We start from the raw sequence: 17678 nt of genomic DNA on the forward strand, positions 1-17678 counted from the left end.
ATTGGCCGTCGAGGTCGTTTGTAACCGAGTCGACAGGATCAACCATGTGCCTTGAAACCGAAGCTAAGCGCGGCCGCCCCCGAAGCCCGCGCGGATTGCGCCGACTCTTTGAAACTGGCCCCGATGAAACCGCTTTCCCAGGCAGCAGCAGATCAGTTCTCGAGAATCCAATTCGTGCTCACGGATATGGATGAGACATTGACACATAACGGCCGCCTATCTGCGGCGACCTACACTGCGCTGGAACGACTGCAGGCCAGCGGTATTCGCGTCGTGCCAGTCACGGCGGCCCCCGCCGGATGGTGCGACCAGATGGCCCGCATGTGGCCGGTAGACGGTGTCATCGCCGAGAACGGCGGCTTGTTTCTGCGGCGGAGTCCAGATGGACACGGCGTAGATCGGCATTTCTGGCATCCGGCCGAACGCATCGAACATGTGCGTCAACAACTGCAGTCGATCGCTCAGGTTGTCGAGAAGGTGGCACCTGAGGCACAACAAGCTGATGATCAAGTGTTTCGGTTGACGAGCCTCGCTTATCGCCGCACCGGCACCGATACCGATCACCGCATTGTCGATGCGTTGAAACAGGCGGGAGCAAACGCGACGATCAATAACCTTTGGGTGCTAGGCTGGTTAGGCGACTACGACAAGTTGACAATGTCATTGCGCGTACTGGCCAACGCATACGGCGTCGACCCAGAAACAGCCTACGAAGTTGTCGCCTATTCCGGTGACTCCGCCAACGACGCGCCAATGTTCGCGTTTTTTAAGCACACGGCAGGCGTAAGCACGGTCATTGATTGCCTGCCTCAATTGCCAACGCCACCCCAGTGGGTCACACACGGCCCTGGAGGGTCTGGTTTCGTGGAATTCTCGAATGCCATACTTCAGTCCGTTTCAACCCGCGCTCGCAACGCGGCCGAGCGATAGACGTTCGAGCGGCTGCTTCACGACCAAAGCCGACTTCTCTCGAGATCCCGGCCTGGACCGCTTCTGGTCGTGAGCTGCCTATTCTTCGGCGGCTACGCCGCGCTCGCCGATCCGGCTGCCTTTGCACAGTGGATCGCGCCACTACACACCCCCGAATGGGTCGCGTATGCCAAACGGCCGTTCGCTGGCCCCGATGGTCAAAACGGCGCTGCGAACATCAGCCGTACGCCTTGCTGCAAGCCACCCATGCCAAACATCACGTTGTAATCCAGGCCGAGCGTCAACGTCCGCATCCGCAGCTTGCCGCCCAAGCCGACCTGAATGCGGTCGCGGCCGAACGGCGATCCGGTCACTGTATAGGCGGGACCCGCGCCGGCCAGGTCGGCGTAGGCCAGTCCGGCCGCGCTCTGTCCATTGAAGTCGTGCTGGTACTCCACCCTCGCGAACGGCAGGAACGTTCCCCAGCGCGTGGACTGCGCATACTCGGTGCGCAGCCCAATCGTGCCAGACACCGTTGTCACAGTCTGGCCAAAATAGGTCAGTGCGCTAAAGCCTGCGCCGCTCTCAGAATAGCGATCCAGCTTGCTTTCCGAGACCGACAGACGCCCGTATGGCGAGATCAGCCACGCCGCATCGCGATACTCGTACCCGGATGACACCGACGCGAAGATCTGGTAACCGCCGCGATTGCCATAGGCGAATGCGTTCTCGTCGCCCACCCAGCGTCGTGAATCGAAATCAAGCGAGCCGTAGCCTGCCACGCCATCGACGAAGAGCGACGGACGCGGTCGATAACTTCCATACAGCGCGAAGCTATAACTGTCGGCCGTACTACGCGTGCCGGCGCTGCCTACGTCCGTCGAGTCGCGGCCGTATCCGACACCTACGCCGAGCGTCAGCTCATCGGAGAAACGGTAGTCAGCCCCTGCAGTGACGCCACCCGTGGTGAAGCGGAAGCCCGATCGCTGCGCGGCCGTATTGGCAAAGCCGAAGTCCACCGTGCCCGCGGTCCAGAATGCCAGTCGCGTATCGTCATGCTCCACGAGCGACCTGTCACCACTGTTTGGGAGGTCCGGCGCGGTGCGTGAGGCGTCGTCGCTTCCCCCTGCCCCGTCGCCAGCGCCTGCCTCGGCAGCAATACCGGCCTCGCGCGTGTCACGTGTGCCCCCGCTATTGACTGCAGTGCGTCGTCCCATCCCGGAAGCATTACCAGAGACACCCATGCCACGCAGGCAGGCGTCGCGGGCTGCAAGATTGGGCTCGGACTGACAGCGCTGTGGATCGCTCTCCGTACGCGGCATCTGCACGGTGATCATGTTCCCAGACGGCGCACGACCTTTTCCGTGCAACTGCTCCAGGCGTTGGTTGTAGTTGCTGATCTGCGCGGTCGCAAAGCGGCGCGCCGCCTGGATCTGCGCGTTGATCAGGCCGGAGACATCCGGGTCGGTCGACGGGTCCCGACGAGCCGCCACACTCACCTCGATCACGGCGGGAGACGAGGTTGCTGTGGCATTGCTAAGCGTGTAGGTCACCACGGCCACGCCTGCATAGGTGGCCGCAGGTGTGAACGTGACGGTGTATCCCGTCTCGGCAAAGGGCTGCTTGCCAGCGCTGGCCGGTGTTTTGGAAGCCGTGGCCGCCACAGTGGCGCTACCTGCGTTTGACGGTGTCACCGACACTACCGTTGCGCCCGTGAATGGCCCGCCGGTGGCGCCTTCGGTCACGTCCACGCTCGCCGGCCGATTGGCAAGGGTCGATATCTGGCGTTGCACCACCGGCACCGGTACCGCATTGACGTTGACCGTGACGAGCACGGGGGCCGACGAACCAGCGCTATTGGCCAGCGTATAGGCAAAGGTCACGGCGCCCGCAGTCGTTACCGTCGGCGTATAGACGATGTCCAGTCCGTTGATCACTGCACTCCCACTCGTGGGAGGCGTGGTGATGCTCACACCAGAGAATGGCGCGCCGGTGGCGTTTGCCGCGGCATGAATGGTGACAGGCGCGTTGGACGGCACGGTCAGTGAAACCGGTGGCGCGGTCGGAATGGTCTGTCCAATGGACAGGGTATAGGCGCGCGTCACGGTGTATGGGGCGCCTGTCCCCGTACTGCTGTCAGTCGCCCTGACGGTGAACGCGTAGGTACCCAGCGCTGTGGGCGTCCCAGCGAGCGTGCCGGTCGCCGAATTGAGCGTCATCCCGGGCGGGAGCGCACCACTAATGAGGGAAAACGCATAGGGCGCGATGCCACCGCTGGCCGAGAACGTGCTGTTGTATGCCGTGCTTATGGTAGGCGCCGGCAGCACGCTCGGCGTCAGCGTCAGGGTGGCGGCACCTACGGTCAACGAATAGGCCTGGCTGCCGACGTAGGGTCCCGCGCCGCCAGTGCTGTCCGTGGCGGTGACGGTGAAGTTGTAGGTGCCCCCGGCCGTCGGCGTGCCCGAAATCGCACCGGCAGTCGACAACGTCAGGCCTGCGGGCAGTGTCCCGGACGTGACCGTAAAGCTGTACGGGCCCGTTCCGCCGGATGCGCTGACAGTCTGGGTGTAGGCGGCCCCAACTGTGGCGGCGGGCCAGGTCGCTGGACGGATGGCGATCGTTGGTGCACCCAAGGTCATGGTATATGCACGGGCGCCGGTAAAGCCATTGTTGTCCCTGGCCGTGATCGTGAAGACGTACGTGCCGCCTGCCGTGGGCGTTCCCGAAATCGTACCGCCACTGCTCAGCGTCAGTCCCGCCGGGAGCCCCCCCGCGGTGACCGCATAGGTGTAGGGTCCAGCCCCGCCATTTGCGGCCATGGTCTGCGAGTAGGCGATCCCTACGCTTGGGTTAGTGACCGTTGCAGGTGCGACCGTGACCGTGGGCGCCATGGCTGTCAACGTATAGGACTGGGTGACCGAATACGGTCCGTTGCCTCCGCTGCTGTCGATCGCCATGACCGTAAAGCTCACCGTTCCAGCGGACGTCGCCGTGCCGCTGATCGAATTGCCATTGAGGATGAGGCCGTTAGGTATCGAACCACTGGTGAAGGTGAAGGCAAGGGTGTAGGGGCCAACGCCGCCCGTGGCAGTAAACAGTTGGTTGAATGCGGTCCCGATTGCCGCGCTGAGCGTGCCCCCCGCAGGCGACAACGATAGCGTCGGTGCGCCCACTGTCAAGGACAACGTTGAGCTCGTGGCAGAGAACGGTCCGGTGCCCGTGCTGCGGTCCGTGGCCTGGACGGTGAAATTGAACGTTCCACTGGCCGTTGGCGTGCCGGACAGCACGCCGCCCGACGACAGGGTGAGGCCGGCCGGCAGCGCACCCGACTGCATCGTATAGGTATACGGACCCGTTCCCCCACTGGCGCCGGCAAGGGAAAAGCCATATGCAACGTTCACCGTGGCGCCTGTGGGTGCCGGCGGCGCGTAGGTGACGGTTGGCGGCGCTACGGTGACCGATATGGTAGCGGGTGCCGAGGTCCCCGCTCCATTGGTGGCGAAGTAGGTGAACGAGTCAGGTCCGGCATAGCCGGATGTTGGCGTATAGGTTATCGCGGTGCCCGAAGCCACGGCCGTGCCGTGGGTTGGCGATATGGCCACGGCCACACTCGCTGGCGCCCCGCCACCGATGTTCAGCGTCAGCGCGTTGTTTGCGCTCCCGTACGCCACGGTAGCGCTGACCGGATTCGCTACAGGTGGCGACGCAACGTAGGTGAACTGGTCTGCTGCGCTCGTCGTACTCGTCCCGGACCCCGTGGTGACGGTGACGTCTACCGTACCGGCAGACCCGGCAGGCGCCGTGGCGGTAATCGACGTTGAGCCATTGAACACGTACGACGCGGACGTCGCACCAAAACGCACCCCGCTCACACCGATGAAGTTAGTGCCAGTGATCGTCACGCTCGTGCCGACAGCCCCCGATGTGGGCGAAATCGACGTAACAGTGGGGGGACCCGCGGCGATGACAAAATTGACGGTGCCGTTCGGGATCCACGTGCCGCCGTCATTGCTTGTAAAGAATGTCGCGGTATCGGTACCAACGAAACCGGCCGGCGGCGTATAGACAAACCCGTTGTCGTTGGTCCCGTTGGGCAGGTTGCCGTTGTAGATGTAGAACGTGCCGCCCTGAGCCGTCGGCGTGGAATAGGCACTCGCGCCAAAGTTGCCATTGCCAGACGCGTCGAATGCAATGCCGGCCAGCAAGGGGTCACAGGCACTGTTGTCCGCAGCGGAAAAGGTATATATCTTTTGCGTATTGGCGGTGACTGGCACCGTGACCGTGCATGGGGCGCTCATTGCCTGCTGCGACAACGCCATCAGCCATATGGCAAGGACGAGTCCCAGCGCACGCCGCATTGTGTCCATGGCCATCGCCATGACACACCCACTCCAGGCGGCACCATGGGTGCCGCCGCCCCGATTGTTCTGTTTTTGCACCCGTTTTCTCCCGCAACCTCGCTTCTACGGCAAGGCTTGTGCTTCCGGACCTGATCAGGGCGCTTACGCTAACAGAATGGGGCAAAGCAGTATGTCCCCTAAACGAGGGACAGGGATCGGACTGGACAGTTATCGCGATCCCCGGAGGTCAGTGGCGTTATTTAGCCGGTCGTGTAGTTGTACCCGCACGCATCCGCACCCCGCTTGCGAGCAGCGTACCTGAGGATTTTCTGTGCAAAATAGCAACCTGGAACAGTTAAGCGTGCACGTTTTCTAAGTATCAGAAACGCATCGTGGATTCAATTGTTCGATGCAACACTATCTTGTGTGGGAAGCGGAGGTGCTGTGAACACGAGCCAGCCATGGAGCCGCTCGCATGCATAAACAGCGTTCCACCGCCCGAAATCTCAGTCAGTGCAATGTAAGGAGAACTCCATGATCAAGGTCAACGTGATGTATCCATACACCGAAGGCGCGCGCTTCGACCACGCCTACTACTACCGTGATTGCGCTATCTGCACTGATTGTCGAATCGGTCCTGGGTGATCGCCGTATGCAGTACGACACCGAATGTGCACTCAGGATCGATTTCGATGGATTCAGGCGGCGTTCGCTAGGATAGCGGCCGTCGATCGGCCCGGTCCGCGGGAGCCCGAGACCGGCCAGAAACGGACGCTCGCCAACACCTTCCATTTCAGTCTCGGTTCTCTACGGTTATGTTTTTCTACCCAGAAGGTAGCCGGCCCTCCCGCGGCCCTGTTCATGGCACAGAGCCTAGCGTTCGACAATTGTGCGACAACTGTCTTAGCTCGGTCGAGAAGCGCCGCCATAGCAGAACACTCGTCGCTCCAAAGGAAGTGCATATTCCCAACCACACGCCTGCGCCGCCCAAGCCGAGTCCACTGCTGCAAAGTATCATGGCAGGCAGGCCTATGGCCCCATGTCCGATCAGCGTGCTGGTCAGCCCTGCAGCGGTATTCCCGAGGCCACGCAGAAGGCCCACGAAGATATTTTGAAAGCCGGACAGGAACTGGTTGACGACGCCAAACCAGAGCAGAGTGCTTGCTGCGGCGAAGACAGCCGCATCCGCGTGCGTCCCTGCGAGGAACGGCGAGAGAACGATCGAAGGAAAGAGCAAGTAGGCCAAGCCGATAATAGCCATCGGAACGGAGCAGGTTACGAGGGCCGCGCGCGCGATGCCCCTAATTTCGCCGCTTTGGCCTTGCCCAATGGCTCGACTCACCAGGATCGACGATCCATGAGAAAGGCCCACATTAAGTTGGTAGACGACTTTGGTTAATTGGTTGACGACGTTGGAGGCCGCCAGTAAGGCCGGGCCGCAATTGCCCATCAAGACAGACGCGAGTGACATCACTGCTGCTTCAAGTCCGTACGTCAGCGAAATTGGTGTTCCCATCCTAGCCAATTTGAGAACAGTGCCGCGCTGAGCCCGCCATACGGCAATGGAGAGGAAATTGTTGAAGGCTTCGTCGCGATTGACGGCGCGAAAATAGACGGTGAAGGTCCACGCCTGTACCAAGGTTGTTGACAGAGCCACGCCCGTCAATCCCAGCCTCGGCATGCCTAGCCAGCCATGGATAAAGACTGCGTTTAACAGTGCATTCACGGCGACGGAGGCTACCGTCACCCCTAACAGGGACCCCGGCCGGCGCATGCCTACAGCAAACTGCCGCAGGACGTTGAGCCAGACCATCGGCAAGAGGCCTGGTGCAAGTGCAATCATGGTCGGCCTGGCGAGTGCGATCACGGCTGCATCCTGACCAAGGAATGCCAGTCCATAGCCCGACGCAGCAAGCAGGCTGCCTGAAATTAGCGCGGCCAACGTGCCGAGAAAAAGCGCGGATCGCACGAGGTCGCGAATCTCTTCTTGAATAGGCGCATCGGGCACTCCATCCAATATGCGTGATTCCCCCCTCCCAATCGAGGCGGCGACGAGATTGCCCAGTCCCGTTACCAGCCCGACGCACATGGTGCGGCACTGGTTGTAGAGCAGCATAGCCAAGCCGCCCGCTGCCAGGGCGTCCATGCCGAGCGGTGCCATCATCATGAGATCGACGGTCGTCAACGCGATTTGCGCAAGCTGGATGCCAGTAATCGGCGCGGAAAGCGCAATCAGATTCCGATACTGAGGAGGCAGGCGAATCATGCGGGCGGTTGCTGGCAACTGACGGCCATTGTGAGAAAATCTATCGGTGTGCATATCCGAGAAACCAAGGCACCGATGCGGGAATCTTGCGATTTCCGGCAAATTATTTGACATTCTGGTCGGAATACCCGAAAACACCTGCATGCTTATTTCGACGGCACCTTGAGGAAAATTCATGCCGAGCGCGCTCCGTGTCTCTCTCAATGCGATTCGGGTATTCGCAACCGTGGCACGTAGGGGGAGCCTTACTGCCGCCGCGGACGAGCTGTGCGTGACTTCCAGCGCAGTGAGCCATCAACTCAAAAAGCTTGAAGATGAGTTGGGGATCACGCTGCTGCGCCGTGGAAGCAACACGGTCTCCCTCAACGAGGCAGGACGCCGTTTCTATGACGAAGTTGGCCCGGCAATCGCCCTTATCGAGCGCTCGACGGATGCCCTGCGCCGTGACGAATCTGAAATCAGCGTACAAGCCTCGACTTCCCTCGCAGTGCGTTGGCTGATTCCGTCGCTTGACCGCTTTAGAGCGTTATGTCCCAAAGCGCGCGTACGGGTGGAAACCGGTCCGGCAAGGGGGGCTCTCGATACCTCATTCTGTGACGTCGAGGTACGTTACTTCCGGGAGGGCGTGGCGACCGACGGCTGGAGTTTGCTTGCGCCCGATACAAGCCGCCCGGTGGTTTCGCCGCACGTGCTCTCCCCAGGCTCCCGGCGAAAGAAGCTCTCTATTTTCGATCTGCCTGCGATTCAACGCGCAACTGGAAACTGGGACTGGGCGTGCTGGGGCAGCAACTTCGGCATTTCATTGACGGATCTTCACTTCGCACATACGTTCGATACGGATGATGCGGCGCTTCAAGCTTGTGTCGCCGGGCTCGGCGTGGTGCTGGCGCCGCCGATTCTTACCCGCAAAGAATGTCGCGCAGGCATTCTGGTAGCCCTTCCCGGATTCGAGGCCATCAAGATTGGTGAATATCGCTATCAACGACGGTCGGACTCGAGAGTGGCGCGACGTTTCTGTGAATGGATGGAGGCCGAAGTTCGGGATACCGATTGAATGTCCGCTTCGAAGTAATCCCAACGGCTGAGATGGGTTGCCACTTTCGCCAACAAGACCACGCTCACAGATCGGAGACGCAGGCCGGTTGCTTCTGCCGCTGGCCCTGAGAACCAGGGTTGCGCGGGCAACTTGACAAGCCTGCGCACCTATTCTAGTTTACGAGAAATAGTATCTATTAAACTAGACGGATGGATATCAACACGATCATCGCTCGCCGCGTGAAAGAGCTTCGCGATGCGCAAGGCTGGTCGCTCGACGCGCTGGCTGAACGCAGCAAAGTCAGCCGCTCCGCCATTTCCCTGATCGAGCGCGGCCAGAGTAGCCCCACTGCTTCGGTTCTAGACAAACTCTCCGCCGCATTGAACGTCACGCTCGCCTCACTGTTCGAGCAGCAAGCCGAGGAAACCACGGATCCGTCGCCAATGTCGCGCGCCGGCGAGCAGGTCGTCTGGATCGATCCGGCGTCGGGGTACGTCCGTCGCAACCTGTCGTCCACCGCGCCGTCCCCGATCCAACTCGTCGAGGTCAGCTTTCCCGCAGGGCAGCGCGTCACGTATGAGACAGGGGCGCGGGAGACAGAGGTGCATCAGCAGGTCTGGATCATCGAAGGAAGCATGGAAATGACCATCGGCGCCAAGAGCTGGCAGCTCGAAATCGGTGATTGCCTGACCATGCGCCTGGACGCACCGATCACGTTTCGTAATCCAACCAGAAAGCCCGCGCGCTATCTCGTGGCACTCGCGAATATGTCGACCAACAACCCCAGGGGAAATGGATGAGTGGCAATGTAACCGTGCGGCGCGTCGGTGCAGACGACGCTTACGCTTGTGTGGAGGGACTCACGGATGTGCTCATTGACTGCGTAGAAGACGGCGCGTCGGTAAGCTTCATGCTGCCAATCGGACGGGAGAAAGCGGCCGCGTTCTGGCGCAATGTCGCCGCTGACGTGGTACATGGCGGGCGCGTCTTGCTCGTCGCTGAGGATGAGGCAGGACAGATTGTCGGTACGGTGCAGGTCATCACCGCACAACCGGAGAACCAACCGCATCGCGCCGATATCGCCAAGATGCTCGTACACCGCCGCGCCCGGCGAAACGGCGTCGCGCAGCGACTGATGGTCGCCGCCGAGGTTGCCGCGCGACAGGAAGGCAAAACCGTTCTCGTCCTCGATACCGTCACCGGGGGGGCTGCAGAACGGTTGTATCAGCGTGTAGGCTGGCACCGTGTGGGGGACGTTCCGAACTATGCGTTGATGCCTACCGGCGAGCTTTGCGGAACGACGTTCTATTGCAAGCAGATTTGATCGGTTGGCCCCGTTTTTCTCATCCCCGTTGACACGCAGGGGATTCAGCCCGTTCGGCCCTCTTCGGCCCAAAGCTGCCCTTGAGGTATGCTCGCCGAGTATCGCCGCGCTTCTCTTCAACTTACCGCTACACCGCCGGAGTACGCATGCGACCCGAACACGCCAGCCATTGCGTTCTACCGCCCGATATCTCAGTCAGTGCAAAGTAAGGAGAACCCATGATCAAAGTCAGCGTGATGTATCCGTATGCTGAAGGCGCACGCTTCGACCACGCCTACTACCGCGACCGGCACATGCCGATGGTGAAGGCGAGGCTGGGCAGTGCCTGCGCCTACTACACCGTCGAAAAAGGCCTCGCCGGCGGAGCGCCAGGTGCACCTCCCGCCTTCGTTGCGATGTGCGCGTTCATCTGTGATTCCGCCGAAGGCTTCCAGGCCGCCATGCAGGAACACGGCGCCGAGATCCTGGGCGACATCGCCAACTACACCGACATCACGCCGGTCGTCCAGGTCAGCGAGGTCGTCGTCGAACGGTCGGATCGTTGAACGCACAGTATCGAGTCTGACGAGACCCGGGCTTTGGACTCGATAAGCCTGTATCTGGACGGCTTCAGGACCCTGGAGTCCGCCTTTGGCCATCCCTGCCCCCCATCGCGCGCACCGCCTTCCACGAACCCGAAGCCCAGTTTTGTGAATCATGAATTCCTTTGTCCGGGGCACGGGCCTATCGTAGGTCACGCATCACAACGTTAAAACAACGACGACAAGCGCCACCGCAACCAGGCGGGCCAGCGCCGCACAAGGAGACATGAATGACCAAGACGATGGGTATACCCCGTCTGGCGGCCGCATGGATTGCGGCCACGGTTTTCTCGTTCGGCATGGCGGGAAGCGCGCAGGCGGCCTGGCCCGACCGGCCCATCCGGCTGATCGTGCCCACAGCGGCGGGTGGTACCACCGATATCGCGGCGCGGCTCGTCGGCAAGCGCATGAGCGAGATCCTGGGCCAGCCCATTGTGGTGGACAACCGCGCCGGCGGCGCGGGCATTATCGGATCACAGGCACTGCTGCAGGCGCCCGCCGACGGCTACACCATCATGATGGGCAATATCGGCCCAAACGCCATTAACTACGCCCTCTACCGGCAACTGCCATACAAGCCGCAGGATTTTGCGCCGATTACCCTGGTGGTATCGGTGCCCAATGTACTGGTCGTCAACGCCAAGGTGCCTGCGCACAACGTGGCGGAACTGGTGACCCTGGCCAAATCCCAGCCCGGCCAGTTGTCATTCGGGTCGTCCGGGACGGGCCAGTCCGTGCATCTTTCTGGCGAGCTGTTCCGAAAACGCGCCGGTATCGATGTCATCCACGTGCCCTATAAAGGCGCGGCACCCGCTGTGGCGGATCTGGTGGCGGGCCAGGTGACCATGATGGTCGATAACCTACCCAGCTCCCTGCCGCAGATCCAGGCCGGCAAGCTGCGTGCGTTGGCAGTAACCAGCGCCGCGCGCGTGGCCGAGTTGCCCGACGTGCCCACCATGAAGGAAGCGGGCTTCGACGACTTCCAGGTCACCGCATGGTTTGGGCTGGTCGCCCGTGCCGGCACACCGCCGGCCCTGATTGCCAACTTGCAAAAGGCTGCAGCGACCGCACTCGCCGATCCGCAGGTCAAGTCGCGCCTGGCCGAACTGGGCGGTCAGGCGGGCGGCGACACGCCGGAGCACTTCGGCCAGTTCATTGACCAGGAACGCCAACGCTGGGCGCGCGTGGTCAAGGACACCGGCATTCCGCAGCAATAAGCCGCCAACAGCAGCCTCAGGAGATTTCATGATCGACAAGATCGTCCCGTCGCTGGAAGCGGCAGTGGCAGCCATTGGCGATGGCGCCACGGTGCTGGTCAGCGGCTTCGGCGGCTCCGGCATTCCCGGCGCCCTGCTCGATGCCCTGCTCGCGCACGGTGCGCGCGACCTCACCATCGTCAACAACAATGCCGGCAACGGGGACACTGGCATTGCCGCGCTGATTCGCGCCGGCCGCGTGCGCAAGGTCATCTGCTCGCATCCCCGCTCGAACAATGCCGAGGCCTTCATCGACGCGTATCGCGCGGGCAAGGTGGCGCTGGAATGCGTGCCGCAGGGCACGCTGGTGGAACGCATGCGTGCCGCGGGTGCCGGGTTAGGCCCCTTCTTCACGCCCACCGCCTACGGCACGGCGCTGGCCGAGGGCAAGGAGACCCGCGTGATCGACGGCACTGGCTACGTGCTGGAACAACCGCTGCACGGCGACTTCGCGCTGGTCAAGGCGCATCGCGCCGATCGGTGGGGCAACCTGACCTATCGCTACGCGGGCCGCAATTTCGGGCCGGTGATGTGCACGGCCGCACGCCACACCATCGTCCAGGTGGACGATATCGTTCCGTTGGGCGAGATGCCGCCTCAGCACGTGATGACGCCTGGCATCTTCGTCCAGGCGGTGGTGCTGGCCAACCCGGGAGTTCACCATGCCGCATGACACCTCCATTCGTGCCGATGCCCTGCCGCGCCTGTCGCGCATGCAGATCGCGCGCATCGTTGCGCACGACATTCCCGATGGGAGCGTGGTCAACCTTGGCATCGGCATGCCCACGCTGGTGTCTGACCAGTTGCCCGCCGATCGCGAAATCGTGCTGCACAGCGAGAACGGCATCCTCGGCATGGGCCCGGTCATTCGCGACGGCGCAACCGACCCCGACTTGATCAACGCCAGCAAGGAGCCGGTCGGCCTGCTGGCTGGCGCCTCGATCTCCGACCACGCGGTCTCGTTCACGATGATGCGCGGCGGCCATATCGACATCACGGTTCTGGGCGGCTTCCAGGTATCGGCCGGCGGCGACCTCGCCAACTGGTCGACGGGCGAGCCCGATGCCATTCCCGCCGTGGGCGGTGCGATGGACCTTGTCGTTGGCGCAGTGAAGCTGTTCGTGATGATGGAACACGTGACCCGTGACGGACAACCGAAGATCGTGGCGGACTGTAGCTATCCGCTGACCGGAACGGGCGTGGTGGATCGCATCTACACGGACCTGGCCGTGATCGACGTGCAGCCCGGTGGCGGCCTGATGGTAACCGGAATGGTCGAGGGCGTTTCGTTCGAGACGGTTCAGGCATTGTCGGCGGCGCCATTGACGCTGGCCAACGATCATCGCGTGCTGCGCACGGGCCGCTGAAACGGCCGCGCACCAAGGGGAGACACCATGACAACAAGGACCATTGGCAAGCCGCGCACCACAGCGGCAATCATGCTGGGCGCGCTGCTAGCTGCTGTTACGGTGGCAGTGGCCGCACCACGTATCGCACACGCTGCCGACGCATGGCCGGTCAAGCCGATCCAGCTCCTGATTCCCTATCCGCCAGGCGGCAGTGCCGACCTGCTGGCGCGCCCTCTGGGCGCGAAGCTGCAAGAGCGCCTTGGGCAGCCGATCGTGCTCGACTACCGACCCGGTGCCGGCGGCACGATTGCCTCGCAAGCACTGGCGCGTAGCAAACCAGACGGCTATACACTGATCATGGTACTGGCCGCGCACGCCATCAATCCCAGCTTGTATCCGAAGCTGCCATACGACACGCGCAAAGATTTCGCGCCGGTCTCGCTGGTGGCCAACCTGCCGCTTATCCTGGCCGGCAGCGCGTCATTGCAGGCACGAAACGTGGCCGATCTGATTGCGCAGGCCAAAGCGGCGCCCGGCAAGATCACGTTCGGCTCAGCCGGCAATGGCAATACAGGACACCTGGCCGGTGAACTGTTCGATTCGATGACGGGTGTGAAGATGACCCATGTGCCCTATAAGGGCAGCGCGCAAGTAGTCAATGCCATGCTGGCGGGCGATATCCAGCTGACGTTCGACAGCATTTCAACGTCGATGCCGCAAATCCGCGCGGGCAAGATGCGCGCGCTGGCCGTGACCAGCGCCAAACGTGCGGCCATGGCGCCCGACGTACCCACACTGGCCGAAGCCGGCGTACCCGGCTTCGATATCAACGGGTGGTACGCCATCCTGGCGCCGGCCGGTACGCCGCGCGACATCGTCGATAAGCTCAGCACCGAGATTGCCGCCGTGCTGGCCCAACCCGAACTGCGCGCGCAGATCGCGGCCAATGGCTATGAGCCCGTGGGCTCGACGCCGGCGGCGCTCGGCGCGCATATCGATGCGGAGCTCGTGCGGTGGAACAAGGTGGTAACCAACGCGGGGGTCAAGCTGGAGTAACCGGGTTGGCATCTGCCGCGCAGGACCCGGCCGGCCTACTGGCCGGTCACTGGTCTGCGAACGATATTGGCATACAGACAGGGCGCGTATCCAACCAGACGCGTCGCCGCTGCGCTGCTGCATTGGGCAAGTAGCCCGTGAAGCATGTTGAAATCAACCTGCCTTTTCTGCGCGATCGATTTCATCCGATGTTTCGGCGCCGCCAATTCATGGCGGGGACGCCGGACAACCGAGAAGGGTCGCCCTGAGCCAGCGATAGACTGGCGCCACTAGTAAGCCGGCGTCCGGCGCCAGCTTTCGGCCTGCCGCTCCAGGTGCACGCGGATGTAGTCCATTAGCGTGCGCGTCGCGAGGGTTGGATAGCGGCTCGGCGCAGTCAGCATGTAAACACTATCGCCCACCCCCTCCGCCTCGCATTCCGCAAGAACCTCGTGGACCTGACCCGTCTGAAGCTGCCGCCACACGGCATAGCGCGGCAACAGCGCCACGCCAAGGCCCGCCATCATGGACTCGAGCAGAAACGGATAGTCACCGGACTGAATTCTGGGCGACACGCGCAATGTCATCGGCGTGCCCGCCATCCAGACCTTGAGCGTGAAGCGACGGCCCAGCGATGCCGGTGCAATCATGTCGCAGCGCTCAAGGTCAGCCACGCTCAGGATTGGGCCATGACCGTCCAGAAACGATGGCGTCGCGCACAGGCACCAGCCGACGCCGCAGATGCGGCGTGCCACATGATCATCCGGCGGCTGCGAGGTAATCTTCAATGCCATATCGACTTCCGCAGAAATCAGATCACCGATGTTGTCGTTGATCGCCACGCGCAGCGATATCTGCGGATAGACGCGGGCGAACTCCAGCAGCAAGGGCGTCAGATAGAGATGACCTAGACCCGTGGGCAAGCGGATGCGCACGTCGCCGCGCACCACCGTGCCAAGACTGTCAATCGCGGTGCCGGCCGATTGCAGTTCATCGAGCATGCGCAACGCGTGGGCATAGAGGAGTTGCCCCGCCTCCGTCAGCTCAACGTGCCGGGTCGTCCTGCGCATCAATTGCGCGCCGAGGTGCTGCTCTAGCACCTTCAGGCGGCGCGACACATTGGACCGCGTCATGCCGCTGCGCTCGGCGGCCGCGGTCAACGTGCGCGATTCCACCATTGTCACGAACAGCCGCATCAGGTTGAGGTCGAAGTTATTGTCAATCACGAGTCAACACCACTGGCACAAATCGATGGATTGTTTCGGCGGAAGCGTAACCCTAGCATAGGCAACGAGCCAAACCATGCTGAGTTACCCCATGCCAGACACCTCGCACGACACCAATCCAACCCACGAGGAGCTGCCTTTTGCCGGCCTGCGCGTGCTGGACATCAGCCAGGGCATTGCCGGCCCGTACTGCGCGCACATCCTTTGGCAACAAGGCGCGGAAATCGTCAAGGTCGAGCCGCCGGCCGGCGACTGGGGTCGCAAGGTCGGGGTCGTGCATGGCGACACCAGCGCGCTGAGCATCGCCTACAACGCGGGCAAGCGCAGCATTTGCCTGGACGCTACTACCGACGTGGGGAAGGAACTACTGCTGGACTTGGCGCTGCAGGCGGACGTCGTGGTGCAGAATTTCCGGCCTCAGGTGGCGGAGCGACTGGGCGTGGGCCATGCTGCGCTGGCAGCGCAACGGCCGGAACTGGTCTATGTTTCGATCAGCGGTTACGGACCGGATGGTCCCTACGCCGACTACCCGGCATCGGATTCCGTGATGCAGGCCGACACCGGGCTCATGTTCGCAAACCGGGGCGTTGACGGTACGCCGCGGCGTATTGGCATGCTGCTGGCCGACGCCGCCACCGGCCTCTACGCGGCCCAGGCCTGCGCCGCCGCATTGTGCCGGCGGTATCGCACCGGGCGCGGCAGCCATGTCGAGCTGAATCTCTTCGACGCCTGCTGCGCGCTGCAGGCCAACAATCTCCTCGAGTATGCAATCGCCGGGCCAGCCGCTGCCGGCCCCGTTAGCGCGCCCAACGGGGTCTATGCCACCCGTGACGGCAGCGTGACGCTGCTTGCCCTGAACGATGCGCAGTTCGCCAAACTCTGCCACGCACTTGACCGTGTCGATTGGCTGGATGACCCGCGTTTTGGCGGCAATGCCTCTCGCATGGAGCACGCAGCGCTTCTCAACCAACAGGTGGCGCGGATCATTGCCACGCGCTCGACTGCCGAGTGGCAGGAACGCCTGAGCGGTCACGACGTACTTCATGCGCCGGTGCGCAGCTATGCCGACGTGCTGCAGCACCCGCAGGCTTCGCATCGACACACGTTCCAGACAATCGAGCAGCCCGGGCTGGGGCCTCTGCCCTTTGCCGGCATCCCCGCCGCGGGCATGCGCCGTCCCGCAGGTCCCGCGCCTGACAACGGCGAACATACCGTGCAACTGCTGCAGGAAGCCGGCTTCACCAGCCAGGTCATCGACCAATGGCTGCGGCAAGGTGTCGTGCGACAGGCGGCCAGGCCAGGGACGGCGGGGGCGAAATGAAAGCGCTAGTGTGCAAGCAATTTGGCAGCGTTGAGGACGTGGAACTCGCGAGCCTGCCCGAACCTGAGCTGACTGACCCGCACGCGGTCACGATTGCCGTGGAATTGGCCAGCGTCAGTCACGCGACCGGCTTGATGATTGCCGGTCAGTACCAACGGCGTCCGCCGCTTCCGTTCGTGCCAGGCACCGAGGCAGTGGGACGTGTGGTGGCCTGCGGCGATGCAGTCACGCGGCTGCACCCCGGCGACCGCGTGGTTGCGATCGCCGACTGGGGCGGCTACGCGGAGCGCCTTACCGTTCCCGAGTACACCGTCTACCCAGTACCGGATTCGCTGCCGCCAACCTCGGCCCTACCGATCCCCCTGTCCTATGGAACCGCATATTGCGGATTGGTCTGGCGTTGCGGGCTGCGCCCGGAAGACACGGTGCTGGTGCTCGGCGCCGGCGCCGGGGTTGGCCTCGCAGCGGTGGAAATTGCCCGTCAGCTCGGCGCCACCGTCATTGCCTGTGCCAGCACGGAGGCCAAGCGCGCGGACGCGCTGCGCCGCGGCGCCACGCATGCGGTGGCGCCTGAGGACCTCGCGGCATCCGTCAAGGCGCTCACTGACGGCCGCGGCGCGGATGTGGTGGTGGACCCGGTCGGCGGCGACCTGTTTGGACAAGCGCTACGTGCGGCGGCGCCTAACGCTCGCATCCTCAGCATTGGCTTTGCCAGCGGCTCCATTCCGCAAGCCCCCGTCAACCTGCTTCTGGTCAAGAATCTGACGCTGCATGGATTCTTCTTTGGCCGTTATATCGGCTGGACGCCATCCAACGAGCGCGCCGAGCATGCGGCGGCGTTGCAGCATGTCATGTCCACCCTGTTCCAATGGGCCGCGGAAGGCAAGCTCGAACCGACCGTATCCGCAGTCTATCCGCTCACCGGCCTGGGCGATGCCCTCGCCGCGCTGGAATCTCGCAAGGTTGTTGGCAAGGTAGCAATAAAAATCAAGGAGACAGAGACGTGAACATTTCATCGACAAAAACACCTGCGTG

At 62.6% G+C, this 17678-nt stretch carries 14 protein-coding genes; 11 read left to right on the plus strand and 3 right to left on the minus strand.

What is annotated here, in order from left to right; translation table 11 throughout:
* The first annotated feature begins 123 nt into the window (after positions 1-123).
* Positions 124-930 (plus strand): HAD family hydrolase, encoded by an 807-nt coding sequence (locus tag CYJ10_RS16920; RefSeq protein WP_101682638.1) that lies wholly within the window; start codon positions 124-126, stop codon positions 928-930.
* Positions 931-1127: 197 nt separating this feature from the next.
* Here CYJ10_RS16920 and CYJ10_RS16930 read toward each other — a convergent pair whose 3' ends face one another.
* Positions 1128-5288 carry an autotransporter domain-containing protein gene (locus tag CYJ10_RS16930; RefSeq protein ID WP_101682639.1) on the minus strand — a complete coding sequence of 1387 codons (4161 nt, stop codon included), beginning with the start codon at positions 5286-5288 and terminating at the stop codon, positions 1128-1130.
* An 820-nt stretch (positions 5289-6108) separates the two neighbouring features.
* On the minus strand, positions 6109-7692 hold the full coding sequence (locus CYJ10_RS16940; protein WP_257993376.1) for an MATE family efflux transporter: 1584 nt from the start codon (positions 7690-7692) through the stop codon (positions 6109-6111).
* Here CYJ10_RS16940 and CYJ10_RS16945 point away from each other — a divergent pair.
* The 8 genes from CYJ10_RS16945 (at position 7691) to CYJ10_RS16980 (ending at position 14117) form a co-directional block, all read left to right on the plus strand.
* The gene (locus tag CYJ10_RS16945; protein ID WP_101682641.1) at positions 7691-8569 is read left to right on the plus strand and encodes a LysR family transcriptional regulator; all 879 of its coding nucleotides are present in this window, start codon (positions 7691-7693) and stop codon (positions 8567-8569) included. The genes CYJ10_RS16940 and CYJ10_RS16945 overlap by 2 nt on opposite strands.
* 191 nt (positions 8570-8760) lie before the next feature.
* The gene (locus CYJ10_RS16950; RefSeq protein ID WP_101682642.1) at positions 8761-9351 is read left to right on the plus strand and encodes a helix-turn-helix domain-containing protein; all 591 of its coding nucleotides are present in this window, start codon (positions 8761-8763) and stop codon (positions 9349-9351) included.
* Positions 9348-9875 carry a GNAT family N-acetyltransferase gene (locus CYJ10_RS16955; protein ID WP_101682643.1) on the plus strand — a complete coding sequence of 176 codons (528 nt, stop codon included), beginning with the start codon at positions 9348-9350 and terminating at the stop codon, positions 9873-9875. The genes CYJ10_RS16950 and CYJ10_RS16955 overlap by 4 nt, the downstream gene beginning before the upstream one ends.
* Before the next feature lie 218 nt (positions 9876-10093).
* Positions 10094-10420 (plus strand): EthD family reductase, encoded by a 327-nt coding sequence (locus CYJ10_RS16960; protein ID WP_101682644.1) that lies wholly within the window; start codon positions 10094-10096, stop codon positions 10418-10420.
* Between the two features lie 266 nt (positions 10421-10686).
* Positions 10687-11673: a Bug family tripartite tricarboxylate transporter substrate binding protein gene (locus tag CYJ10_RS16965; protein WP_101682645.1), complete on the plus strand. Its 987-nt coding sequence runs from the start codon at positions 10687-10689 to the stop codon at positions 11671-11673.
* Between the two features lie 28 nt (positions 11674-11701).
* Positions 11702-12385 carry a 3-oxoacid CoA-transferase subunit A gene (locus tag CYJ10_RS16970; protein WP_101682646.1) on the plus strand — a complete coding sequence of 228 codons (684 nt, stop codon included), beginning with the start codon at positions 11702-11704 and terminating at the stop codon, positions 12383-12385.
* The gene (locus CYJ10_RS16975) at positions 12375-13079 is read left to right on the plus strand and encodes a 3-oxoacid CoA-transferase subunit B (protein WP_101682647.1); all 705 of its coding nucleotides are present in this window, start codon (positions 12375-12377) and stop codon (positions 13077-13079) included. Before CYJ10_RS16970 ends, CYJ10_RS16975 begins: the two co-directional genes overlap by 11 nt.
* 27 nt (positions 13080-13106) lie before the next feature.
* Entirely contained in the window at positions 13107-14117 is a 1011-nt protein-coding gene (locus tag CYJ10_RS16980; protein ID WP_101682648.1) for a tripartite tricarboxylate transporter substrate binding protein, read from the plus strand.
* Between the two features lie 269 nt (positions 14118-14386).
* Here CYJ10_RS16980 and CYJ10_RS16985 read toward each other — a convergent pair whose 3' ends face one another.
* Complete coding sequence (locus tag CYJ10_RS16985; RefSeq protein WP_101682649.1) at positions 14387-15322, minus strand: LysR family transcriptional regulator; 936 nt, start codon at positions 15320-15322, stop codon at positions 14387-14389.
* 76 nt (positions 15323-15398) lie between these two features.
* Between CYJ10_RS16985 and CYJ10_RS16990 the strand changes: the two genes are divergently transcribed.
* Together CYJ10_RS16990 and CYJ10_RS16995 are read left to right on the plus strand one after the other, a co-directional pair.
* The gene (locus tag CYJ10_RS16990) at positions 15399-16643 is read left to right on the plus strand and encodes a CaiB/BaiF CoA transferase family protein (protein WP_257993377.1); all 1245 of its coding nucleotides are present in this window, start codon (positions 15399-15401) and stop codon (positions 16641-16643) included.
* On the plus strand, positions 16640-17650 hold the full coding sequence (locus CYJ10_RS16995; RefSeq protein ID WP_101682651.1) for an NADPH:quinone oxidoreductase family protein: 1011 nt from the start codon (positions 16640-16642) through the stop codon (positions 17648-17650). Before CYJ10_RS16990 ends, CYJ10_RS16995 begins: the two co-directional genes overlap by 4 nt.
* Positions 17651-17678 lie beyond the last annotated feature (28 nt).

The sequence above is a fragment of the Cupriavidus pauculus genome, from assembly GCF_002858765.1.
Lineage (GTDB): Bacteria > Pseudomonadota > Gammaproteobacteria > Burkholderiales > Burkholderiaceae > Cupriavidus > Cupriavidus pauculus_B.